We start from the raw sequence: 15411 nt of genomic DNA on the forward strand, positions 1-15411 counted from the left end.
CTTGTTGTAGTTGCGCCAGTTGGTGATTTTGAACTTCTGCTTTGCCACGGAACTGCCTGCATTGTCAGGATGATGCGTGATCTGATCTTTCAACTCAGCAAAAGTTCGATTTATTCAACAAAGCCGCGATCACGCTTCTTGTCATCAAGAATGTTCAGACTGGTAATAAAAAACCATATCGAAAGTAAGATATTGAAAAGCATCCAGATTAATGCCGTAACCGCAAAGGCTGTATCAAGATATTTGTCACCTGCGGATGAAAGCAACCCACTAATCAGTATAAATGCAGCAAGTGATAGTCCGCTCAGTCCGGCAAACATATAACCCGAGTGCAACTGATAGGCGCTCTGAATGTGAATCCGCGAGGATTTTTTCTGGAAGAGCACGCTGATAAGTCCGACAACAAGCGGAAACACAATCGCGATAATCGTCAGCTGGCTGCCGAGCAGGTTTGACATCCATTCAGGAAGTTTAGTGACATTTTTCAGATGAGTGGCCGCAAAGCTACTAAATTCAGCACGGAAGCCTATTGCTATGAGGACAGCGCTGCCTGCCATAGCCCAGAGCAAAAACATGGCCTTCAGATAATGCGTGGAGCAGTAAACCTGTGCCCTCTCAACAAAGCTCCAGCGATGCTTCTTATATGTCTTATTGCCTTTGAGGTTGCGTTTGAGTTCGGCTTTCAATTTAAACGTGAGGCGATTAAGCAGTATGCCAGACATAGCGTTCCTGATATCTAGATGATCGATTTATCCCCCATCATACGTCCAGTTTGTAAGGTATTACCTCAAAAATCCGTCTGGTCTATTGATGAACATTGAAAAGTATTTCCTCATTAGCATCTTTCCGGATCTGCGCGGCGGGAAATCCGCAGTGGATATGATTAGTAAGCCATATGCATAAAACATACTAAATGTGATATTTATCATTAATCATAAAATCATATCTGATATGATGTTTATATGAATCTACATAAATCATTCTAAGTATGATTTTTACTTAACATGGAATTATCAAACGGAGCGTGCGGTATGGATAAAGAAGTGACGTTTTCACTCAGCTATGAACAGCTGACCACCATCACTGAACAGTACATCAAAACATGTATTCAGAATGCGACCGGGACCTCCGGGCGTGAGGCAGAGATCGAAATGGACTGGGCACGCGCCACCCTGGATTACTGGTATCTGCTTACACAGGCCGGAAATGCACAGGATGCTGTGGTGGAGGCTGATCGTCTGCGAATGACCGAAATGATCTGGCGCACAGCTTCAGAGGAGGAGCATGCATGCCGGCAGTAACCTCACGCCGGCCGTCACCGCTGCAGCGGCGGGTGCTGATTGTGCTGGCCGCCCTCGGTGCGAAACGTCCGGGGCCGGTGGCGACACGGGATATAGAGCGGGTGCTGGAGCAGGGCGGGGACGCCCCGGTGTACGGGCCGAACCTGCGCGCCTCCTGCCGGCGTATGGAAGCCGCGGGCTGGCTGCGCACGCTGCGCGCCAGGAACCTGCAGCTGGCCGTCGAGCTGACGGACGCCGGCCGTGCGCTGGCCGCCCCGTTTCTGGCCGGTGAACAGGCGCGCGTCCTGGCGGAGCGCCGCGCGACCGAGGTCCGGGTTCTGCCCCCGGGCAGCCAGGCTGATGAGGATGAAGACCGGCCGGTGGAGCTGGGCGGTCGCTGGCACCTGGCGTGCCGGGGCGACTACGTTATTCGTCTCGACGGCACAACCTGCCTGCAGCTGTGGAATGCGGCCGCCCAGGTAACGCGCCTGGCCGGCGATCCCCTGCAGATCGCCACCTGGCTGCAGGCCTGCCACGATGCGGGTATTGCGGTCCGGATGCAGATCAATGAAAGCACCACGCCGGAGGAGGGCACGGTAAACGGTACTGCGCCGGCGGACCGGACGGACACCTGGTTCCGCCAGCTGGAGGCTGCCCTTGAGTCGGCGGGGATCGCCGGGCTGACGGACAGCATACGCCAGGCCGTGGTGATGCCCGATGAGGCACTTCGTTCATTGCCGGCACCGGCACGGCTGCTGCACGTGCTGCGTGAAATCCCGGAGGCGTTCCCGCTCACGGCATCCTTGTATGAAGAAGACACGGAAGCCGCGCTGGCTGACCTGCTGGCCCGCACAGGGTTCACCGCCAGCCAGGTGCAGGAGCTTCAGTGGCACCGCATCCGCTGGCCGCTGATGAGTGAAGAAGATCCCGCCAGAAGCCTTTGGAAAAATAAAACCGACGCGGACTTTAAATGACGTCTGGTGATATCTTTTTAACGACGCCACAGTATCAGGGTATGTTTCCCACATATTAAGGAAAAAACAGATGAGCCTGACCGGGAAGAAAATAGAAGAGCTGATAAATATTATTAACGATTTAATATGTGAGGAAAGTCTACTGGATCGCGACGACAGGAGCACGCTGATTAAGGCAGTGGCTGTTGCCGGCGCAGTAAAGGCTCGCCTTCAGGCTTCACCGCAAAAACCCGGAAAAGAGAATAAAGAAAAGATCCCCCGCGTCACGGACCCGCGATTTCCGAATGCCGGCAAACCCTGGACCGGGGAAGACGAGTCCTTTCTGCACGGTATCATCGATGAGCTCCCTGATGACGCCATAGACGGGCAGGTCGTCTGGCTGGCTGAAAAGCTGGGACGAACGCCCTACAGCGTGGCCTGTAAGATTGTCCTGGAAGGCCGGTGTTCGAAAGCATGGCGATCACAGTATCAGTCGCTGACGGAGAGTATAAGAGAATCAGGTCTGGATATTGCCACTTATATGGCCGGATATAAAAATAATCAGTAACAGCATTCTGCTCCGGGGGAGAATCGTAGAAATATCATATATAACAGACAATTAGCTAAACTTTTTTCTGCTGAAGCCGATAACTTCTTTAACAGAAGGGGCTTTTATTTATGAATTCATTCCATCATTTTTCAGTCAGCCTGGCCCAAAAGAACCGGCATCAGGCAATGCTGGTTATCCGCGACAAAAAAGAAAATGTCGTACGCAGCATTCTCAGAAAAACAGGCGTGTCAGTACCCTGATATACCGGGCGGCAGTTCTGGGTCTGGGTGCAGAACTATATTTTTACGGCATGTCAGAAGCAGGATGATAATAATGAACCCGAAAGCACTGCCGGTGATCCTGCCGGAGAGAAACCGTTTAACCCCGGCGCTGAGTCCGGGTGCCCTGGATGTGATAAAAGTGACAGCACTGCTGGCCATGCTGGCGGATCATATCAACACCGTCTTTCTTCACCCTCCTGTACCGGAGCTGTATATGGCGGGAAGGATGGCCTTTCCCCTGTTCGTGCTGGTATGGGCAGTCAATGTAAACCGGACACCGGAAAGGCTTCAGCACAGGGCGACGCGGCTCTGGATTTGGGCAGCAGTGACCCAGCCGGTCTTTGCGCTGGCGTTCAGACAGCACCATCCCTGGTGGGCCCTGAATATCCTGTTCGTTTTCGCCGGCGTAACGCAGCTGCTGGCCCTGAAACATCACGCCGGCATCCGGGGAACAATTGCCGGAGTGATGCTGCTGGCCGCGATGGTTTGCCCCCTGCGTCCGGCAAGTTACGGACTGCCGGGAATATTACTGGCCCTTTCTCTTGCCATCATTTTCAGCGGAGCAGACCGGTTACGTCTCCCGGCGGTTATTATCGCCCTCGTATCATTGTCCGCGCTCAACGGGATAACGCATATTGCAGCCCGGCCGGCAGAGACCCTCATGTTTGCCACATTACCGACGGTACTGCTGCCGTTTGTGGTGCTCCGGGCAGCCAGACAACTGATGCCTGCCGGCAGCGCCCGGTTTATGCCGGGAGGCTTTTTCTGTGCCGCCTACACCGGTCATTTGGTGCTCCTCGGGCTGATGATGTCTGCCTTATCCACGGCAGGATAACCGGCGCTGACCGTTCGCCGGAGTTTATGCCCTTTAACAGGAACCTGAACGGAACGGACTGTTCACTGTCCGTTCCGTTCAGGTTGGACAAGCCCGGAAAATCCGGGCGCGTCAGGCCGTCAGCGTACCGGGCAACTTATGTCCCTGTGATTTCACGCAACTCCTGCATGGCCATCATTAAACCGATACGCATCCTCTGATTTCTGGAAAATTCAGCATACATAACCATCTCCTCCATGCACTCAAGCAGTGAAGCATGACTGATTACCGCTTTACGCAGGAAAAGACGGACAGCTGCTTCCCCGATAAGCGCATAAGGGTTGTCCCACTCTTCAGAACCGTTCATTTTAGTCCCCTGAATAATGGCGCCAGCTGGCCCGGGTGATGAGGTGCCGGCGTTTGATCACTGTACTGACAGGTTTTATCTGTCAGGTCCTTCTTCCTGCAAAGCCATACCCGCCTGAAACCACACCGGTGCTGCATTGCGCGGCTGTATCTCCGCGCACGGGTGCCAGCGGGTTACGGGCGTGCAAAACCAGCTTATCGCCGGATACTGCCAGGGTACATTCTTTTTTGTAGTTACAACATCCTCCTTGAGGCGCGCTGCTCCGGGCAGGCCCGGGGCGGGGTGGCTCAGAGGAGGCTACCGTCAGGACGGGTCGGCGTGACAACTTCCGTCAGGGACCCGCCGCCTGCGGTGGGGGGGACTTTATATTCTGTCCCCGTTATTCACAGGCGCTGAGTTCCGAATAAGGTGATCTTTTATGAATAAGGGTAAGGATGAAATCCTGAATGTATTGCGGCTAAATATGGAGCAGCTTGCAGCTAATCCTCTGTTTCTGTTTGCGGGTAATTGTGTATAACGTTCCGGGCCATAAGAAAACGGGGGAGATCGGCCCTGCGTCAGGGAAGATATGAGGCTGAAGTGGACACTTTACAGGCAGTACGGGGGGACGGGTGCGGGGAGGCCTCCGCCGTCAGGCGGATGTTTAAAAACCAGGCTAATGAGGCTGAGGCCTCCCCGGGGGATCGAGATTCACCAGTTCGAGCTGGTAGAGCTGCTGCCAGACCATTTTTTCAAACTGACGTGGGGTCAGCGTATGCCTGCTGCCGCGCAGGCTCCGGAAAAGCTGTTCTGCCACCTGCTGTTTACGCTCATCGAAGGGGAGTTTTTTCAGCTGACGCCGTTGTCTGCCTTCCATTGCGCGGGTACGGCGACAGAGTATGGTGCGGTGCCGGCAGGTTTCGTACCAGCGCTTCCGGAGGGTTTTAACAGAGACGACTTCCCCGGGCTCCAGTATACCGTCCGCAGTTGCGTCTATACGCAGCTGCTGCTCAGCCCGCAGTTTATCCATGCTGGCCCCGCCCAGCCGCCAGGCGGTCTCTGTCAGAATGACGTGTTTCGGGAACCGGCATCCCTCTGTTCTGTCCCATTCGGTTTGCGGAAGTTCGATAATGCCAAACCGGGCAAGCATGAACAGCAACCGTGACACACGTGACGCTGTCACTCGCCGTTCAGGAATAATTTTTCCGGCGCTGTCCCGCGGGCTGAGCGCACCGGACAGAGCAGAAACGTTCAGCGTCACGATAAAGGTGGCCAGATCGACTTTATCAATCATCAGGACATACAGCATATCCAGCAGCGCCGCCCGCTCGGGACGAAACGCCCGGCGGCGCCCGCAGGCTTCCCGTAAAAAAACAAAGAGCGGATCGGTGGATACGCGGCGGCGGAGCATTACCCGGCCGGTAGTTTTATCTTTCCACATCAGATTACGCATTACGCGGCCGTGCTCACCGCTGAGCGATTTATGCTGCGACGGGCGCTGATAGAAAGGCGCAGGGCATTTGCAGGCCGTGGAGTGGCTACCACGGTGGCGTCGATCGACGCGGGGATTCAGATTGTCATTCACGCCGGCCTTTTCTTATGGCGGCCGGGTGTTGTGTTATATGGTGCATGCGTTATAATCCTTCACAGGCGACGCGCCTGCTTTATGACCCCCTGATTATCCTCCGTTCCGCCAAGTTCGAGAGGGATTCTCAGGGGGTTTCTGCATTCAGGCTCCGGCGAACAAGCAGAAGCCTTCTCCCGGGCGTTTTTGGATACGCCCCATCCATGAATCCTTAATGCTTTCCGCCTGCTCGCATGTGCCGACTGAAAGCATGAATTAATCCGGTCTCCCTGAATCGCCGGTCCCACCACAAGACGTCAGATCCAGTCAGCATGCTGATTTGAGATAAGTCATAATCCACAAATGATTTTATGAAAACGCCTCACCACAGGGCTTTCACACCGGAACGAGTCTACCCAATTGGTGCCGGGTTTTCCAGTCGAAAAGGATCATGAATATGGTGAAAGGATCAAATAAATCGAAGAAAGCGAATGCTTCAGAAAGAAACTGGCAGTAGTGAAGTATGTAGGTTTTTCTTCCCTGCGGTCAACTCATAGAATTCGCGCCGTAGGCTTTTTGGAATTCTAGAATGGAGTACTGTAAAGACCATTGAAACTGGGGTGAGTTTGGAGATCGGAAATTATTATACGTTAAGCCTGTTTTGGGACAGTCTTAACAGTAGCTTTCCGCTCCCCAAACCAACTCAGTTGTTAACGCTTAGCGATGCTTTACACTGCGAGAAACTTGTCTCTCGCCAGTGGTGGCAGATTTTCCACTCAGCTCAGAAACGTTTATGGCTCGCTAGGAAAATAAAGTTTTATCAGTCTTTCTTTTTCGGAGTTAAACTCAGCGTCAAAATCAACGTCGTACTCCAGCTCAGATTGCAATTCATGCAGGGCTTTAACCAAGACCCACGCGCTATAGTGAATGAAAGGGTTCAGGCCAACCACATTACCAGCGGTAATGTCGTTCACTGATTTTACGGCCAGTATCGCTTCAATCTTCTTTACAGCGGCTGCAATATCCCAATCAGATACAAACAGCATAAGCGCTGCAAATGCCATAAGTGGATTGCTACCTCTAAGAGCGCTATACGAGTGGCCCAACAGTACCCGCAACCGTGGATGAGCATCTCTAACCAGTGACGCAACTTGTGTTGCCAGCTGATATTTTTCAGAAAGGATTGTTCTATCGAATGTGGCCGTACCCGAATCTTTCACAATAATGCTTTTAGCTTTACTGGCCACCCCTTTGAGCCTTATATCCCATAGTTCGTGATTATCCCGATAATTCAGAAGCAGTTCGGGAAACTTGAAATACAACGACTGATAAACTTCATAATCAATATCAAACCAACTGTTTTTAGTTTCACTGACATCAACAATGTACTGTTCTCTGTTTCTTTTGTCTCTTATCAGAGATGCTCTGGCAATCTGTACGATATGTGGGTTCAGATTAAAGATAAACGAACCTTGCTCACGCAAGCCCAAGAACCACTGTCGCATGTTCCGAATGTCTTGCTGAGTGAATATATTGGTTTCAATCCCGGCACAGACCATCACCCCGATCAGTTGCGTGGCTTCAGAACCAGAACGCGTGAAATCAACACGCCCGTCGTTAGCAACGACATTTAGCTTGTCTGAACCGGTGTAAAAATCACAGAAAGGAAGATGAGTATCTTTTCCCTGGCTGTCGCGAAACGCAAAATGAGCCTGCTTTACAACATTGCCTTTCGACTGGGATTTAGCTTCTGCAACGTAATGTCCGCCTGAAACATTGCAGGCTGGGCATTCAATATCTGCTTTCACAAAATCTCGAAAACTCAGCGCTGGATCGGCATTATTTTCATCAAAAAGGCTTTCCAACTGCCTGGCATCAAGTTCACGCTTAAACGTTCTGGAGTAGGCCGTAATCGTCATCAGGAGTCTCCTTTCATGAGAAAACGTATTTTATCACATTGCCATTCATGTAAGCGAAACGCCATATAAAGTGGGAGTTCTCCCTAGTGCTATAGATAGTTCAGCTCAAAAAAACAGACTTAACGTACAATGATTTCCTATCTCCAAACTAGAGCCAAAGGATGTCTTTACGGGCATCCTTTTTTTGAATGACTTCCATCATTGTACATTCGTTTAATCTTTACCATCTGTAACGTTGGACAAGTCAGTCAGAATGGTATGCGTCAACGCTGAGCTTTTTCTATCGCGGAAATTATTTGCTGTGGGGAAGCCAGCCCGGCAAACACCGTGACAGCGTCGGGCTCTGGATTATTCACCGGCATGACAATCAGCCCTGGTGTACCGGACAGGCCCAGCGTTCGTGCGAGCGTGTCATTTTTCTCAAGAACGACGGTGTGGTCCACCGGTTTCAGCTCTGCCATACCGGCGGCTTCAGCCGCCGCCTCAATATCTTTTGCTGTCAGGTCTCCCTCAATATGCCGGGTGCTCCAGAGGCTGTTGTGGTACTTCATATATCCCGTTGTACCTTTTTGCTTCCAGGCCTCAATACCATACTGCGCTGCACTGGATGAGGCATCCCATTTTGAGGCAAATATTGGCCATTCCTTGAAGATGTAACGCACATCCGGGCGGGCTTTCATTACCTGCGCCATCCCCGGGGCCAGTCTGCTGCAGTAAACACACTGGTAATCAAAGAATTCAATCACGGCCACTTTCGCTTTTTCCGGCCCGAAAGCCGGCGTATCCGGGTCGTGCAGAAGGGAAGCCTGATTTTCGAGGACGCTGAGGGCGTATTTCATCTGCTTTCGGGCCTTCTGCTGCTCCTGCAGTCTGTTGCTGACCGTCACCAGAATCTCCGGATGCGCCACCAGGTACTCTGCGGCGATTTCACCTATTCTGGCCTCCTGCGCCGGGCTGAAGACCGGCTGAGGTGCTGAGGCGTGTGCAGTTAATCCATATCCAATGTATGTTGTAACTATTAAGACCGCTACGGCGTTTGCTTTCATCTCTGTATTATCCTCTTTAAAATGCGGTTAACGTTCTTTCTGGATGGTCCGGCTGAGCGTCTGTTCGTCGTGCTCCGGCATCCGGCCGCGCTCTGCGTTATCCGGGATTCTGATTATATCGCGCTCTGCATTTGCCAGGTCGGCTATGACGCGTGAGGCCCGCGCCAGCTCTCCGGAAGCTTTATCAGCACCGGCCAGTTCACTTCGCACCTGTACCGCAGCCGTCATTTCACGCTCCTCAGCGTTTTCTCCCTCTCTCACACGGGCAATCACCCCCGCATCCGGGGTGAGTGAACCCGGTTTACGCGGATAAACGTCCTCCGGCTTCAGTTTCACCACCTCTTCCTGGGGCACATCTTTCAGCCCTGTCTCCGGTTGCTTACTGCGCCCGGCCTCTTCATTGCGGATCTGTTCTGCCAGCATCTGTTCCCGCTGCTGAAGTGCGTTCTGACTGTCATTAAGCGTGGTGACAATACTCTGCGGTGCATCCTGTCTGATCCCTCCGCTGACCTTAAGCAGCCATGATGAGGGAGGTTCATCGCCGGTCTGCCAGACCACGCCGTCCTCCGGATTGTTGCGTAGCGCATCAAGCGCGGCTGCCAGGTCACTGGCCACAATGGTATTTCCCGTCCTGCTGCGCTGAAGTACGCCGCCCCGCGCCTCCTCAGTGGCCACCATGCGCAGGTCGCCCTGCGTCAGCCGCCCGTCGGCTCCCGGGACCAGAGAGATAAGGGCAAGGCCAGCGCTTTTCCCGTTATTGTTATAAAGTGGCAGCGCCAGTGCCGGCTCCGGAAAACGACGGGTGGCAGGGATAATTTTTGCCGTCAGGCTGCGTGCATCCACCGACTGATGACGTGACCAGGTGCGGCCGATGGCGGTGGATGAGACTGACTGCCCCATTGCCCAGATGGCTCTGGCCTGCTGTCGCCGGGTTTCAGGCTTCAGCGCATCGTGCGCAGTTTTAACATCACTTTCCGGCGTTTTAACGGTCCCTGCCCATTCGGCCAGCCCGTCAGTGTAAATCTGCACATGCTCCCGGCCACGTGAGGCCGAAATATAAAAGGCACGGCGGGTGGCCAGATATTCACGGGCAGACTCTGTCCCCTCCAGCGAGATAACATAATCACTGCTCGCCCCCTGGGCACCGTATCCGGTCACGGCCCATGCATAGTCGATATGTTGTTCAGCACGAACGTCAACCGGATTGATAATCCGGCTACCGGTGGGCCCCTTAAGCACTAACTCCCCTTTATCGCTGATGGACTGCACGGTAAATCGCTGATTTCCGGTCTGCCCCCGTTCACGATCGGTCGCCGTAAAGCGCAGCTCGACGCCGGGCCGGACCTGACGGAAGTCACGTGTGAACAATTCAACGTCGCCGGTGATGAGCTGACGGGGAGAATACATTCCCGTTTTTCCCTCCTCATCCCGCACAATCACTGTTTCACCGTTTCTGTCAACGGCAACCACATCCTGATAGCGATCGCCGCGTCTGACGACCATGCCGGTTTCCCAGGCTTTGATACTGTTAAATTCGTGGCGGGTGTGACTGATTTTATCCAGCACAGGAACGGTGATCTCAGCGTCCCCCAGTTCCCCCCGTTTCGAGAGCGAGGTATAAATTCCCGCATTCACCGCATGGCGGTCTTTATTCAGCTGGGTGATGATAAGCGTCCGCCCGCGTGCGTCCGGCGTGCGCCCGATCCAGTCCCTGACAATATTTTTGACCGGCGCAGCGGTTTCCACAATGCTGGCGTCCGGCACAGTGGTGCCGGGTTCGCGGGGTACCCTGTCAACCGGCAGTGCTTCAATACGTCTGAGGGCGGCATCGATACGATTATCAATAATGTCATGTACTGCCCCCTTCAGTTGCATGTCCTTTTGCCGTACGATTTCTTTCATCACGGCCACATCCATCGGGCTTCGCTCCTGCATCAGTTTAAAAGGTGAGCCGGAATCAATTGCCTCAAACTGATCGACATCCCCCATTGAGACGGCGCGTCCACCGCCGTCGCTGATGGCCTGAAACAGCGCCGCCGTATCCTGGTTTCCGCTCATCGAGGATTCATCAATAAGAAAAAGATGGTTGCGGTAGTCTGGTTTCTCCCCTGCCGTCACCAGTTGATCGTGCTCCACCAGAAAGGATTTAACCGTCTGCGCCGGCACGCACCTGGTCCAAACCGTAGCTGTTCTGCTCGCGGATTTTGCGCCTGCGCTGGTTGCCCAGCTCCTCTTCAACCACTTTGGCCATCTCCGCACTCGGAGAGCGGCCATACATACGGGTGTTCATCAGGTCAAAGATGCTTTTGGCCAGCTCGCGACCGTAAACGTGAACCAGCTGGGCCATGTTCTGCATGCCCAGTACAAAGCAGCCGCCAAACTTACGTGCTTCGGCCAGCGTCTCGGCCAGCTCCGGAATGCGCTGCAGGCTCGGGGCTTCATCAATAATGAACCATACGCGGCGATCGCTGTTTTCCCCCATGCTCTGCAGCATTAGCGTGGCCAGTGACACCCAGAGTGAGATCAGCGGCCGCACGCTCTTGCGGTGACGGGCCTGGGTCGAGATAAACAGCCAGCTGTTGTCATAACGCTCCTGCGTCATCCACTCGCGGATGGTGAACGGAGGCTTCGTCCCGTCATCCAGCCCCTGCAGATAGCGAAGGGCTTTGGCGTAGTTGGTCACCACCGAGCGAATGGAGATGGCCGTTTTCTCAATCTTCTCCTCAACCAGGTTGGCTGAAGGGGTGTTGGCCAGATAGTCGCGCAGACTTTTCATGCTGAGGGACAGCAGAGTTTTAAGGAATTTCTCTATGCTTTTCTCCGGGTCAACTGACATGCGTATGGCGAGATCAGCGAAGATGGTGCGGGAACTGGAGACCCAGAACGGATCGGACTCCCCTTCCACAGGAATCAGGCTGGCGGCCAGGTTGTCGTAATCGACCGCGTCGACGCACTCCCCCCACATCTGCCAGTTGGCGCAGCGTTCGTCGTGGGCGTTAAGAATGAAATCGGTGGACGGGTTGTAATGGGTTGCGGTAAAAGTACAGCCGGAGTCGTAGATGATGGCGCGATCACCACGCTTGCGAATGTAGTCGAGTAGCCAGCGTATAAGGGTTGATTTACCCACCCCGATGGTGCCATGCATCAGAAAATTCAGCACCTCCGCCATTCTGACCATGTACAGATCACCCACACGCAAATCAGACAGCTCATTATTCTTACGCAGCAGCCTGTTTACCTCAGCAGGCCTGTCGGTCAGCTGCATGCCGGAGATGTACTCGTCCTCACTCTCCCTGCGGCCAATACCGGCAATGAACCAGGTCACTCCCATAAACACCACCATACTGAAGATGCCGCTGGCACCGGCCGCCCACTGCAGTTCACGCAGCAACAGGTCGCCCATCGCCTGCATGTACGGGTCAGCGTAAATCTGCGGCAGGGTCATTTTAAGTACCATTGCCGTCGCGGTCGGCGCATACCAGTAGTGAACGTCGTAGATTTTTGGCGTGCCCGTTGCCGGCATCAGGTCGATAAAACTGCTGTTGATGCTGGCGAACCACCACAGAGAGCCGTTATCGACAGCTTCCCGGGGAATACGCCAGAGAAAAATGACGCTTGTCAGTACAGCAAACAGGATGAAGATCCAGAATCCTATCCAGTTATTGACCTGAATGAACATGCGCCAGCGGTAGGCGGTCATCTGCCCGCCCTGGGTGAGGTTTTTACCTGCAAAACTCATAGATAATGTCCGGCCGTTATCGCATCACCGGTACGGTGATGGGGGTTATCAGGAAGGTTGGGATAAACAGAATGGTTGCCGCGGCTATGGCGGTAAAAAAGCAGAATGTCGTAACAGTTCAGCCAAAGATCCAGTCTTCACAGGAGATGTGGGTAACCGGGAGGTTTGTCGTGATAATACAAACATCTCCGTATCCGCCGTCATGGGATGCGGCATAACGAGCCGCTGAGACCGCATCGCCTTTATGGCTGAATATGGCGATGGTTTCCTCATTGTTGTACATCCGGCGGACATCGTAGTGGGTACCCGGCGGCAGGTCTTCCTGAATCCAGACGTAGCCGTCAGAGCCTTCCGGTGAGCCACTGATTTTTCTGAAAGCTGTGCCATACAGTGTCATTCTGTTGTTATCTTCGTGGTTTTCGAAAGTAGTGAGCTCCTGCTCATAGCTTTGGCGTTCATCATCAGCGACGGCAAGTGACCAGAATTCAGCAGAGTAACCTTCGCGTACATGTGATTTCATTTCGTCATTCCTCAACTCCCTGACTTACAGCAGGGTGAATAAAGTGAACGCCCGTACCGATTGGTACGGACAGAGCGGGTTAAATATTTGACTCTCAGGGTCTGGAGGTTACGGGAAGCGATACGGTAAAGAGTGTCTGTCACTTCTTTTGAAAATTAAGCACCGGCAGAGATATATCACCTGCTGAAACCCTGCACTGTAGCTGCACAACAGGATGCATGTTGTACAGGCATGTTAATCATGCGCTATGATTATGCGCATACTAGATGCACGGGAGATGATGCGCATGAATACCGCCACGCGAGTCAGAAAGAAAAGCACTAATATTTCGCTTGATGCGGCACTGGTCGAGGAAGCAAAAGCCCTTAACATCAACCTCTCCGCTGCGCTTAACTCAGCGCTGGAGAATGTTGTCAGGGCGCAACGTCAGGCCCGCTGGCGTGAAGAAAATCAGGCAGCGATTGCCGCGATGAACCGGTTTACGGAAGAACATGCCATACCGGGAAGTAGCGACGGGTTAAGGGTGTTCAAATGATTCAGGGAACAATTTTCCGGCGCCCGGATAACCAGGACTATCCGTACTTTGTTATTGCTCAGTCTGGTCAGCTTGACGATCTCAACACCCGCGTCATAATCCCGCTGGTACGCTGGCACCCGTCCCTGCCGGGAATGAACAAAATTAACCCAACAATTACGATTGACGATGAGCGGTTTATTTTGATGACGCAGCTCATTCAGACCGTATACCTGCATCAGCTGGATGAAGATGATATTCACAGTTACCGCCCTGAGATGAGGGATATGATCGTCAGCGCAGTAGATTTTCTCATTACCGGAAGCTAGAAATCAGGACGACCAGCGTCGTCCCGTTAAATTACATAATGCCGGCAATTGATTTAGCCAGTTGTGCTTCAAGCACCGGTTTGGCTTCTTCAAACTTAAGATTAACCTTGTTGGCGTTGGACACCACCCGGGTCTGATATTTGGCGCGGTTGCCCTGCTCCGTACTGGTCTGCAGCTTAACACCGGACGTTCCCTGCTTCAGCGCCGCTATGTTGTCGGTAGTAACGGTTGCTTTGCTGCGTTCTGAGATTTGCAGATCGGTCACCATCGTATAGTTGACGTCCTCAACCATCGCATCTGCAGCCATACCAATCAATCCGGTGGCCAGCCCTACGCCCAGGGTCGCCCCCGCAGAGCTGGAGTTGTAGGCGGTGATACCGGCACCCAGGGCTGCGCCCATTGCTGCGCCTTCATAACCGGTCTTCAGGAACCCCTGTGCATCACGCAGGTCCATCTTTTCGGCTTTCAGCACGTTTGCCTGAATCCAGTAGTAGGCGGTGTCCGGAGAGCTGGAAACCCGGTAGCCTTTAGCCGCCAGTTCATTAGTGATCTGCGCCTGCAGGCCTGACATATCTTTATCGGAAGTATTGCGGATTTGCAGATAGACCGTTTTCTCTGATGACGGCTCCAGCCAGATGGTTTCACTCATCTGGGTTTTGACATCAAGATTACGCTTTTTCACTGCTGTAGACATGGCACCACAACCTGAGAGTGCAAAAGTAGAAGCGACCAGAGTCACGACAGCTAATTGTTTTAATTTCATGAGTTCATCCTGTGCATAGAAAAACGTCCCCGTTAGCGAGACAGAGCTAACAGAGACGTTATTGGCTGATTTGCTGAGAAATTTATATTAATGGTGTGTATAAAAAACCGAAACTAAGAAGCAGTACCGGTTTTTTTATTTCTTAAAAGGCTAAATTTAGGTAAGGGAAAACATTTAATGATGACTATCTACTAATCAACTTGTTAGCCGTGGACATCAATGGCCCAAGGCCGTAACGAGCGCTCTGTATGCCGAGATACCCATTGATTATGAAGATTGACATGAACAAAACGACTGGAATAGTTCCAGCTAATAAGATCATCCAATCAGAGAACATCCCCACTAGAGATAACAAGGTCGCAATCCCCCACAGTATCAAAAACGTTTTTTTAACCGTAGATTTTATAGAAGCGATTATTTTGGAACGACTTCGAATGTCCTCAGGTATAGATAGATATATCAATGCTGTCGAATAGCTTATGAGTATAAAAAATATTGCTACTACGGTTGTCACACCGATAGATATCCATCCCTCATATCCCATAATCAGCTGAGCTGCTTCAAAATAAAATCCTAACTTTTGCCCGGTATTATCTCCTGTCATTACCATCATGGCATAAAAAGAAAACCACAACAGAATTACAGTAAGGATCATCATTGCAGGGTATATAGCTACAATCTTGAAAGCTTCTTTAGGCGATGAAACAGGGCGTTCATCACTACCTATCCCTGAGATAATTTCTGCTATTTCTTTTCTTACATCACCATTTGAGAATGCCATATACCCTCCTCA

General features: G+C 52.5%; 14 protein-coding genes and 3 pseudogenes. 6 read left to right on the forward strand and 11 right to left on the reverse strand.

The window, feature by feature from the left end:
• Nucleotides 1-93 (reverse strand): hypothetical protein (locus INT84_RS24505; protein ID WP_370529704.1); only part of this gene is annotated, 93 nt, incomplete at its 3' end.
• 32 nt (nucleotides 94-125) lie between these two features.
• Nucleotides 126-722 (reverse strand): annotated as a pseudogene (locus INT84_RS23415) (hypothetical protein); the annotation flags it as partial.
• 309 nt (nucleotides 723-1031) lie between these two features.
• On the opposite strand from INT84_RS23415, the gene INT84_RS23420 reads away from it, so the two are divergent.
• The 4 genes from INT84_RS23420 (at nucleotide 1032) to INT84_RS23435 (ending at nucleotide 3899) form a co-directional block, all read left to right on the forward strand.
• Nucleotides 1032-1301: a hypothetical protein gene (locus INT84_RS23420; RefSeq protein ID WP_194208690.1), complete on the forward strand. Its 270-nt coding sequence runs from the start codon at nucleotides 1032-1034 to the stop codon at nucleotides 1299-1301.
• Nucleotides 1289-2254 (forward strand): hypothetical protein, encoded by a 966-nt coding sequence (locus tag INT84_RS23425; protein WP_194208691.1) that lies wholly within the window; start codon nucleotides 1289-1291, stop codon nucleotides 2252-2254. Before INT84_RS23420 ends, INT84_RS23425 begins: the two co-directional genes overlap by 13 nt.
• Nucleotides 2255-2324: 70 nt before the next feature.
• A complete protein-coding gene (locus INT84_RS23430) occupies nucleotides 2325-2801 on the forward strand; it encodes a DNA-binding protein (RefSeq protein ID WP_194208692.1) in 477 nt (158 codons plus the stop codon).
• Between the two features lie 315 nt (nucleotides 2802-3116).
• Complete coding sequence (locus INT84_RS23435; protein ID WP_194208693.1) at nucleotides 3117-3899, forward strand: TraX family protein; 783 nt, start codon at nucleotides 3117-3119, stop codon at nucleotides 3897-3899.
• 136 nt (nucleotides 3900-4035) lie between these two features.
• Here the strand turns inward: INT84_RS23435 and INT84_RS23440 are convergent, their stop codons facing one another.
• The 7 genes and pseudogenes from INT84_RS23440 to INT84_RS23470 form a co-directional block, all read right to left on the reverse strand.
• The gene (locus tag INT84_RS23440; protein ID WP_194208694.1) at nucleotides 4036-4245 is read right to left on the reverse strand and encodes a hypothetical protein; all 210 of its coding nucleotides are present in this window, start codon (nucleotides 4243-4245) and stop codon (nucleotides 4036-4038) included.
• Nucleotides 4246-4900: 655 nt separating this feature from the next.
• On the reverse strand, nucleotides 4901-5809 hold the full coding sequence (repA, locus tag INT84_RS23445; protein ID WP_194208695.1) for a plasmid replication initiator RepA: 909 nt from the start codon (nucleotides 5807-5809) through the stop codon (nucleotides 4901-4903).
• A gap of 770 nt (nucleotides 5810-6579) precedes the next feature.
• Complete coding sequence (locus INT84_RS23450; RefSeq protein WP_194208696.1) at nucleotides 6580-7707, reverse strand: hypothetical protein; 1128 nt, start codon at nucleotides 7705-7707, stop codon at nucleotides 6580-6582.
• 263 nt (nucleotides 7708-7970) lie between these two features.
• Complete coding sequence (locus tag INT84_RS23455; protein WP_194208697.1) at nucleotides 7971-8753, reverse strand: thioredoxin domain-containing protein; 783 nt, start codon at nucleotides 8751-8753, stop codon at nucleotides 7971-7973.
• Between the two features lie 27 nt (nucleotides 8754-8780).
• Nucleotides 8781-10919 (reverse strand): annotated as a pseudogene (locus INT84_RS23460) (conjugative transfer relaxase/helicase TraI domain-containing protein); the annotation flags it as partial.
• Nucleotides 10912-12492 (reverse strand): annotated as a pseudogene (gene traD, locus INT84_RS23465) (type IV conjugative transfer system coupling protein TraD); the annotation flags it as partial. The pseudogenes INT84_RS23460 and traD, both read right to left, overlap by 8 nt.
• A gap of 118 nt (nucleotides 12493-12610) precedes the next feature.
• Complete coding sequence (locus INT84_RS23470; protein WP_194208699.1) at nucleotides 12611-13012, reverse strand: hypothetical protein; 402 nt, start codon at nucleotides 13010-13012, stop codon at nucleotides 12611-12613.
• Between the two features lie 253 nt (nucleotides 13013-13265).
• On the opposite strand from INT84_RS23470, the gene INT84_RS23475 reads away from it, so the two are divergent.
• Nucleotides 13266-13547 carry a type II toxin-antitoxin system CcdA family antitoxin gene (locus INT84_RS23475; protein ID WP_228066436.1) on the forward strand — a complete coding sequence of 94 codons (282 nt, stop codon included), beginning with the start codon at nucleotides 13266-13268 and terminating at the stop codon, nucleotides 13545-13547.
• On the forward strand, nucleotides 13544-13855 hold the full coding sequence (locus INT84_RS23480; protein WP_194208700.1) for a CcdB family protein: 312 nt from the start codon (nucleotides 13544-13546) through the stop codon (nucleotides 13853-13855). Before INT84_RS23475 ends, INT84_RS23480 begins: the two co-directional genes overlap by 4 nt.
• Nucleotides 13856-13886: 31 nt before the next feature.
• Here INT84_RS23480 and traT read toward each other — a convergent pair whose 3' ends face one another.
• Nucleotides 13887-14618: a conjugal transfer complement resistance protein TraT gene (gene traT, locus INT84_RS23485; RefSeq protein WP_194208701.1), complete on the reverse strand. Its 732-nt coding sequence runs from the start codon at nucleotides 14616-14618 to the stop codon at nucleotides 13887-13889.
• 184 nt (nucleotides 14619-14802) lie between these two features.
• Nucleotides 14803-15399 (reverse strand): hypothetical protein, encoded by a 597-nt coding sequence (locus tag INT84_RS23490; protein WP_194208702.1) that lies wholly within the window; start codon nucleotides 15397-15399, stop codon nucleotides 14803-14805.
• Nucleotides 15400-15411: the final 12 nt, after the last annotated feature.

This window comes from Superficieibacter sp. 1612_C1, assembly GCF_015234305.1.
In the GTDB taxonomy this organism is placed as follows: domain Bacteria; phylum Pseudomonadota; class Gammaproteobacteria; order Enterobacterales; family Enterobacteriaceae; genus Superficieibacter.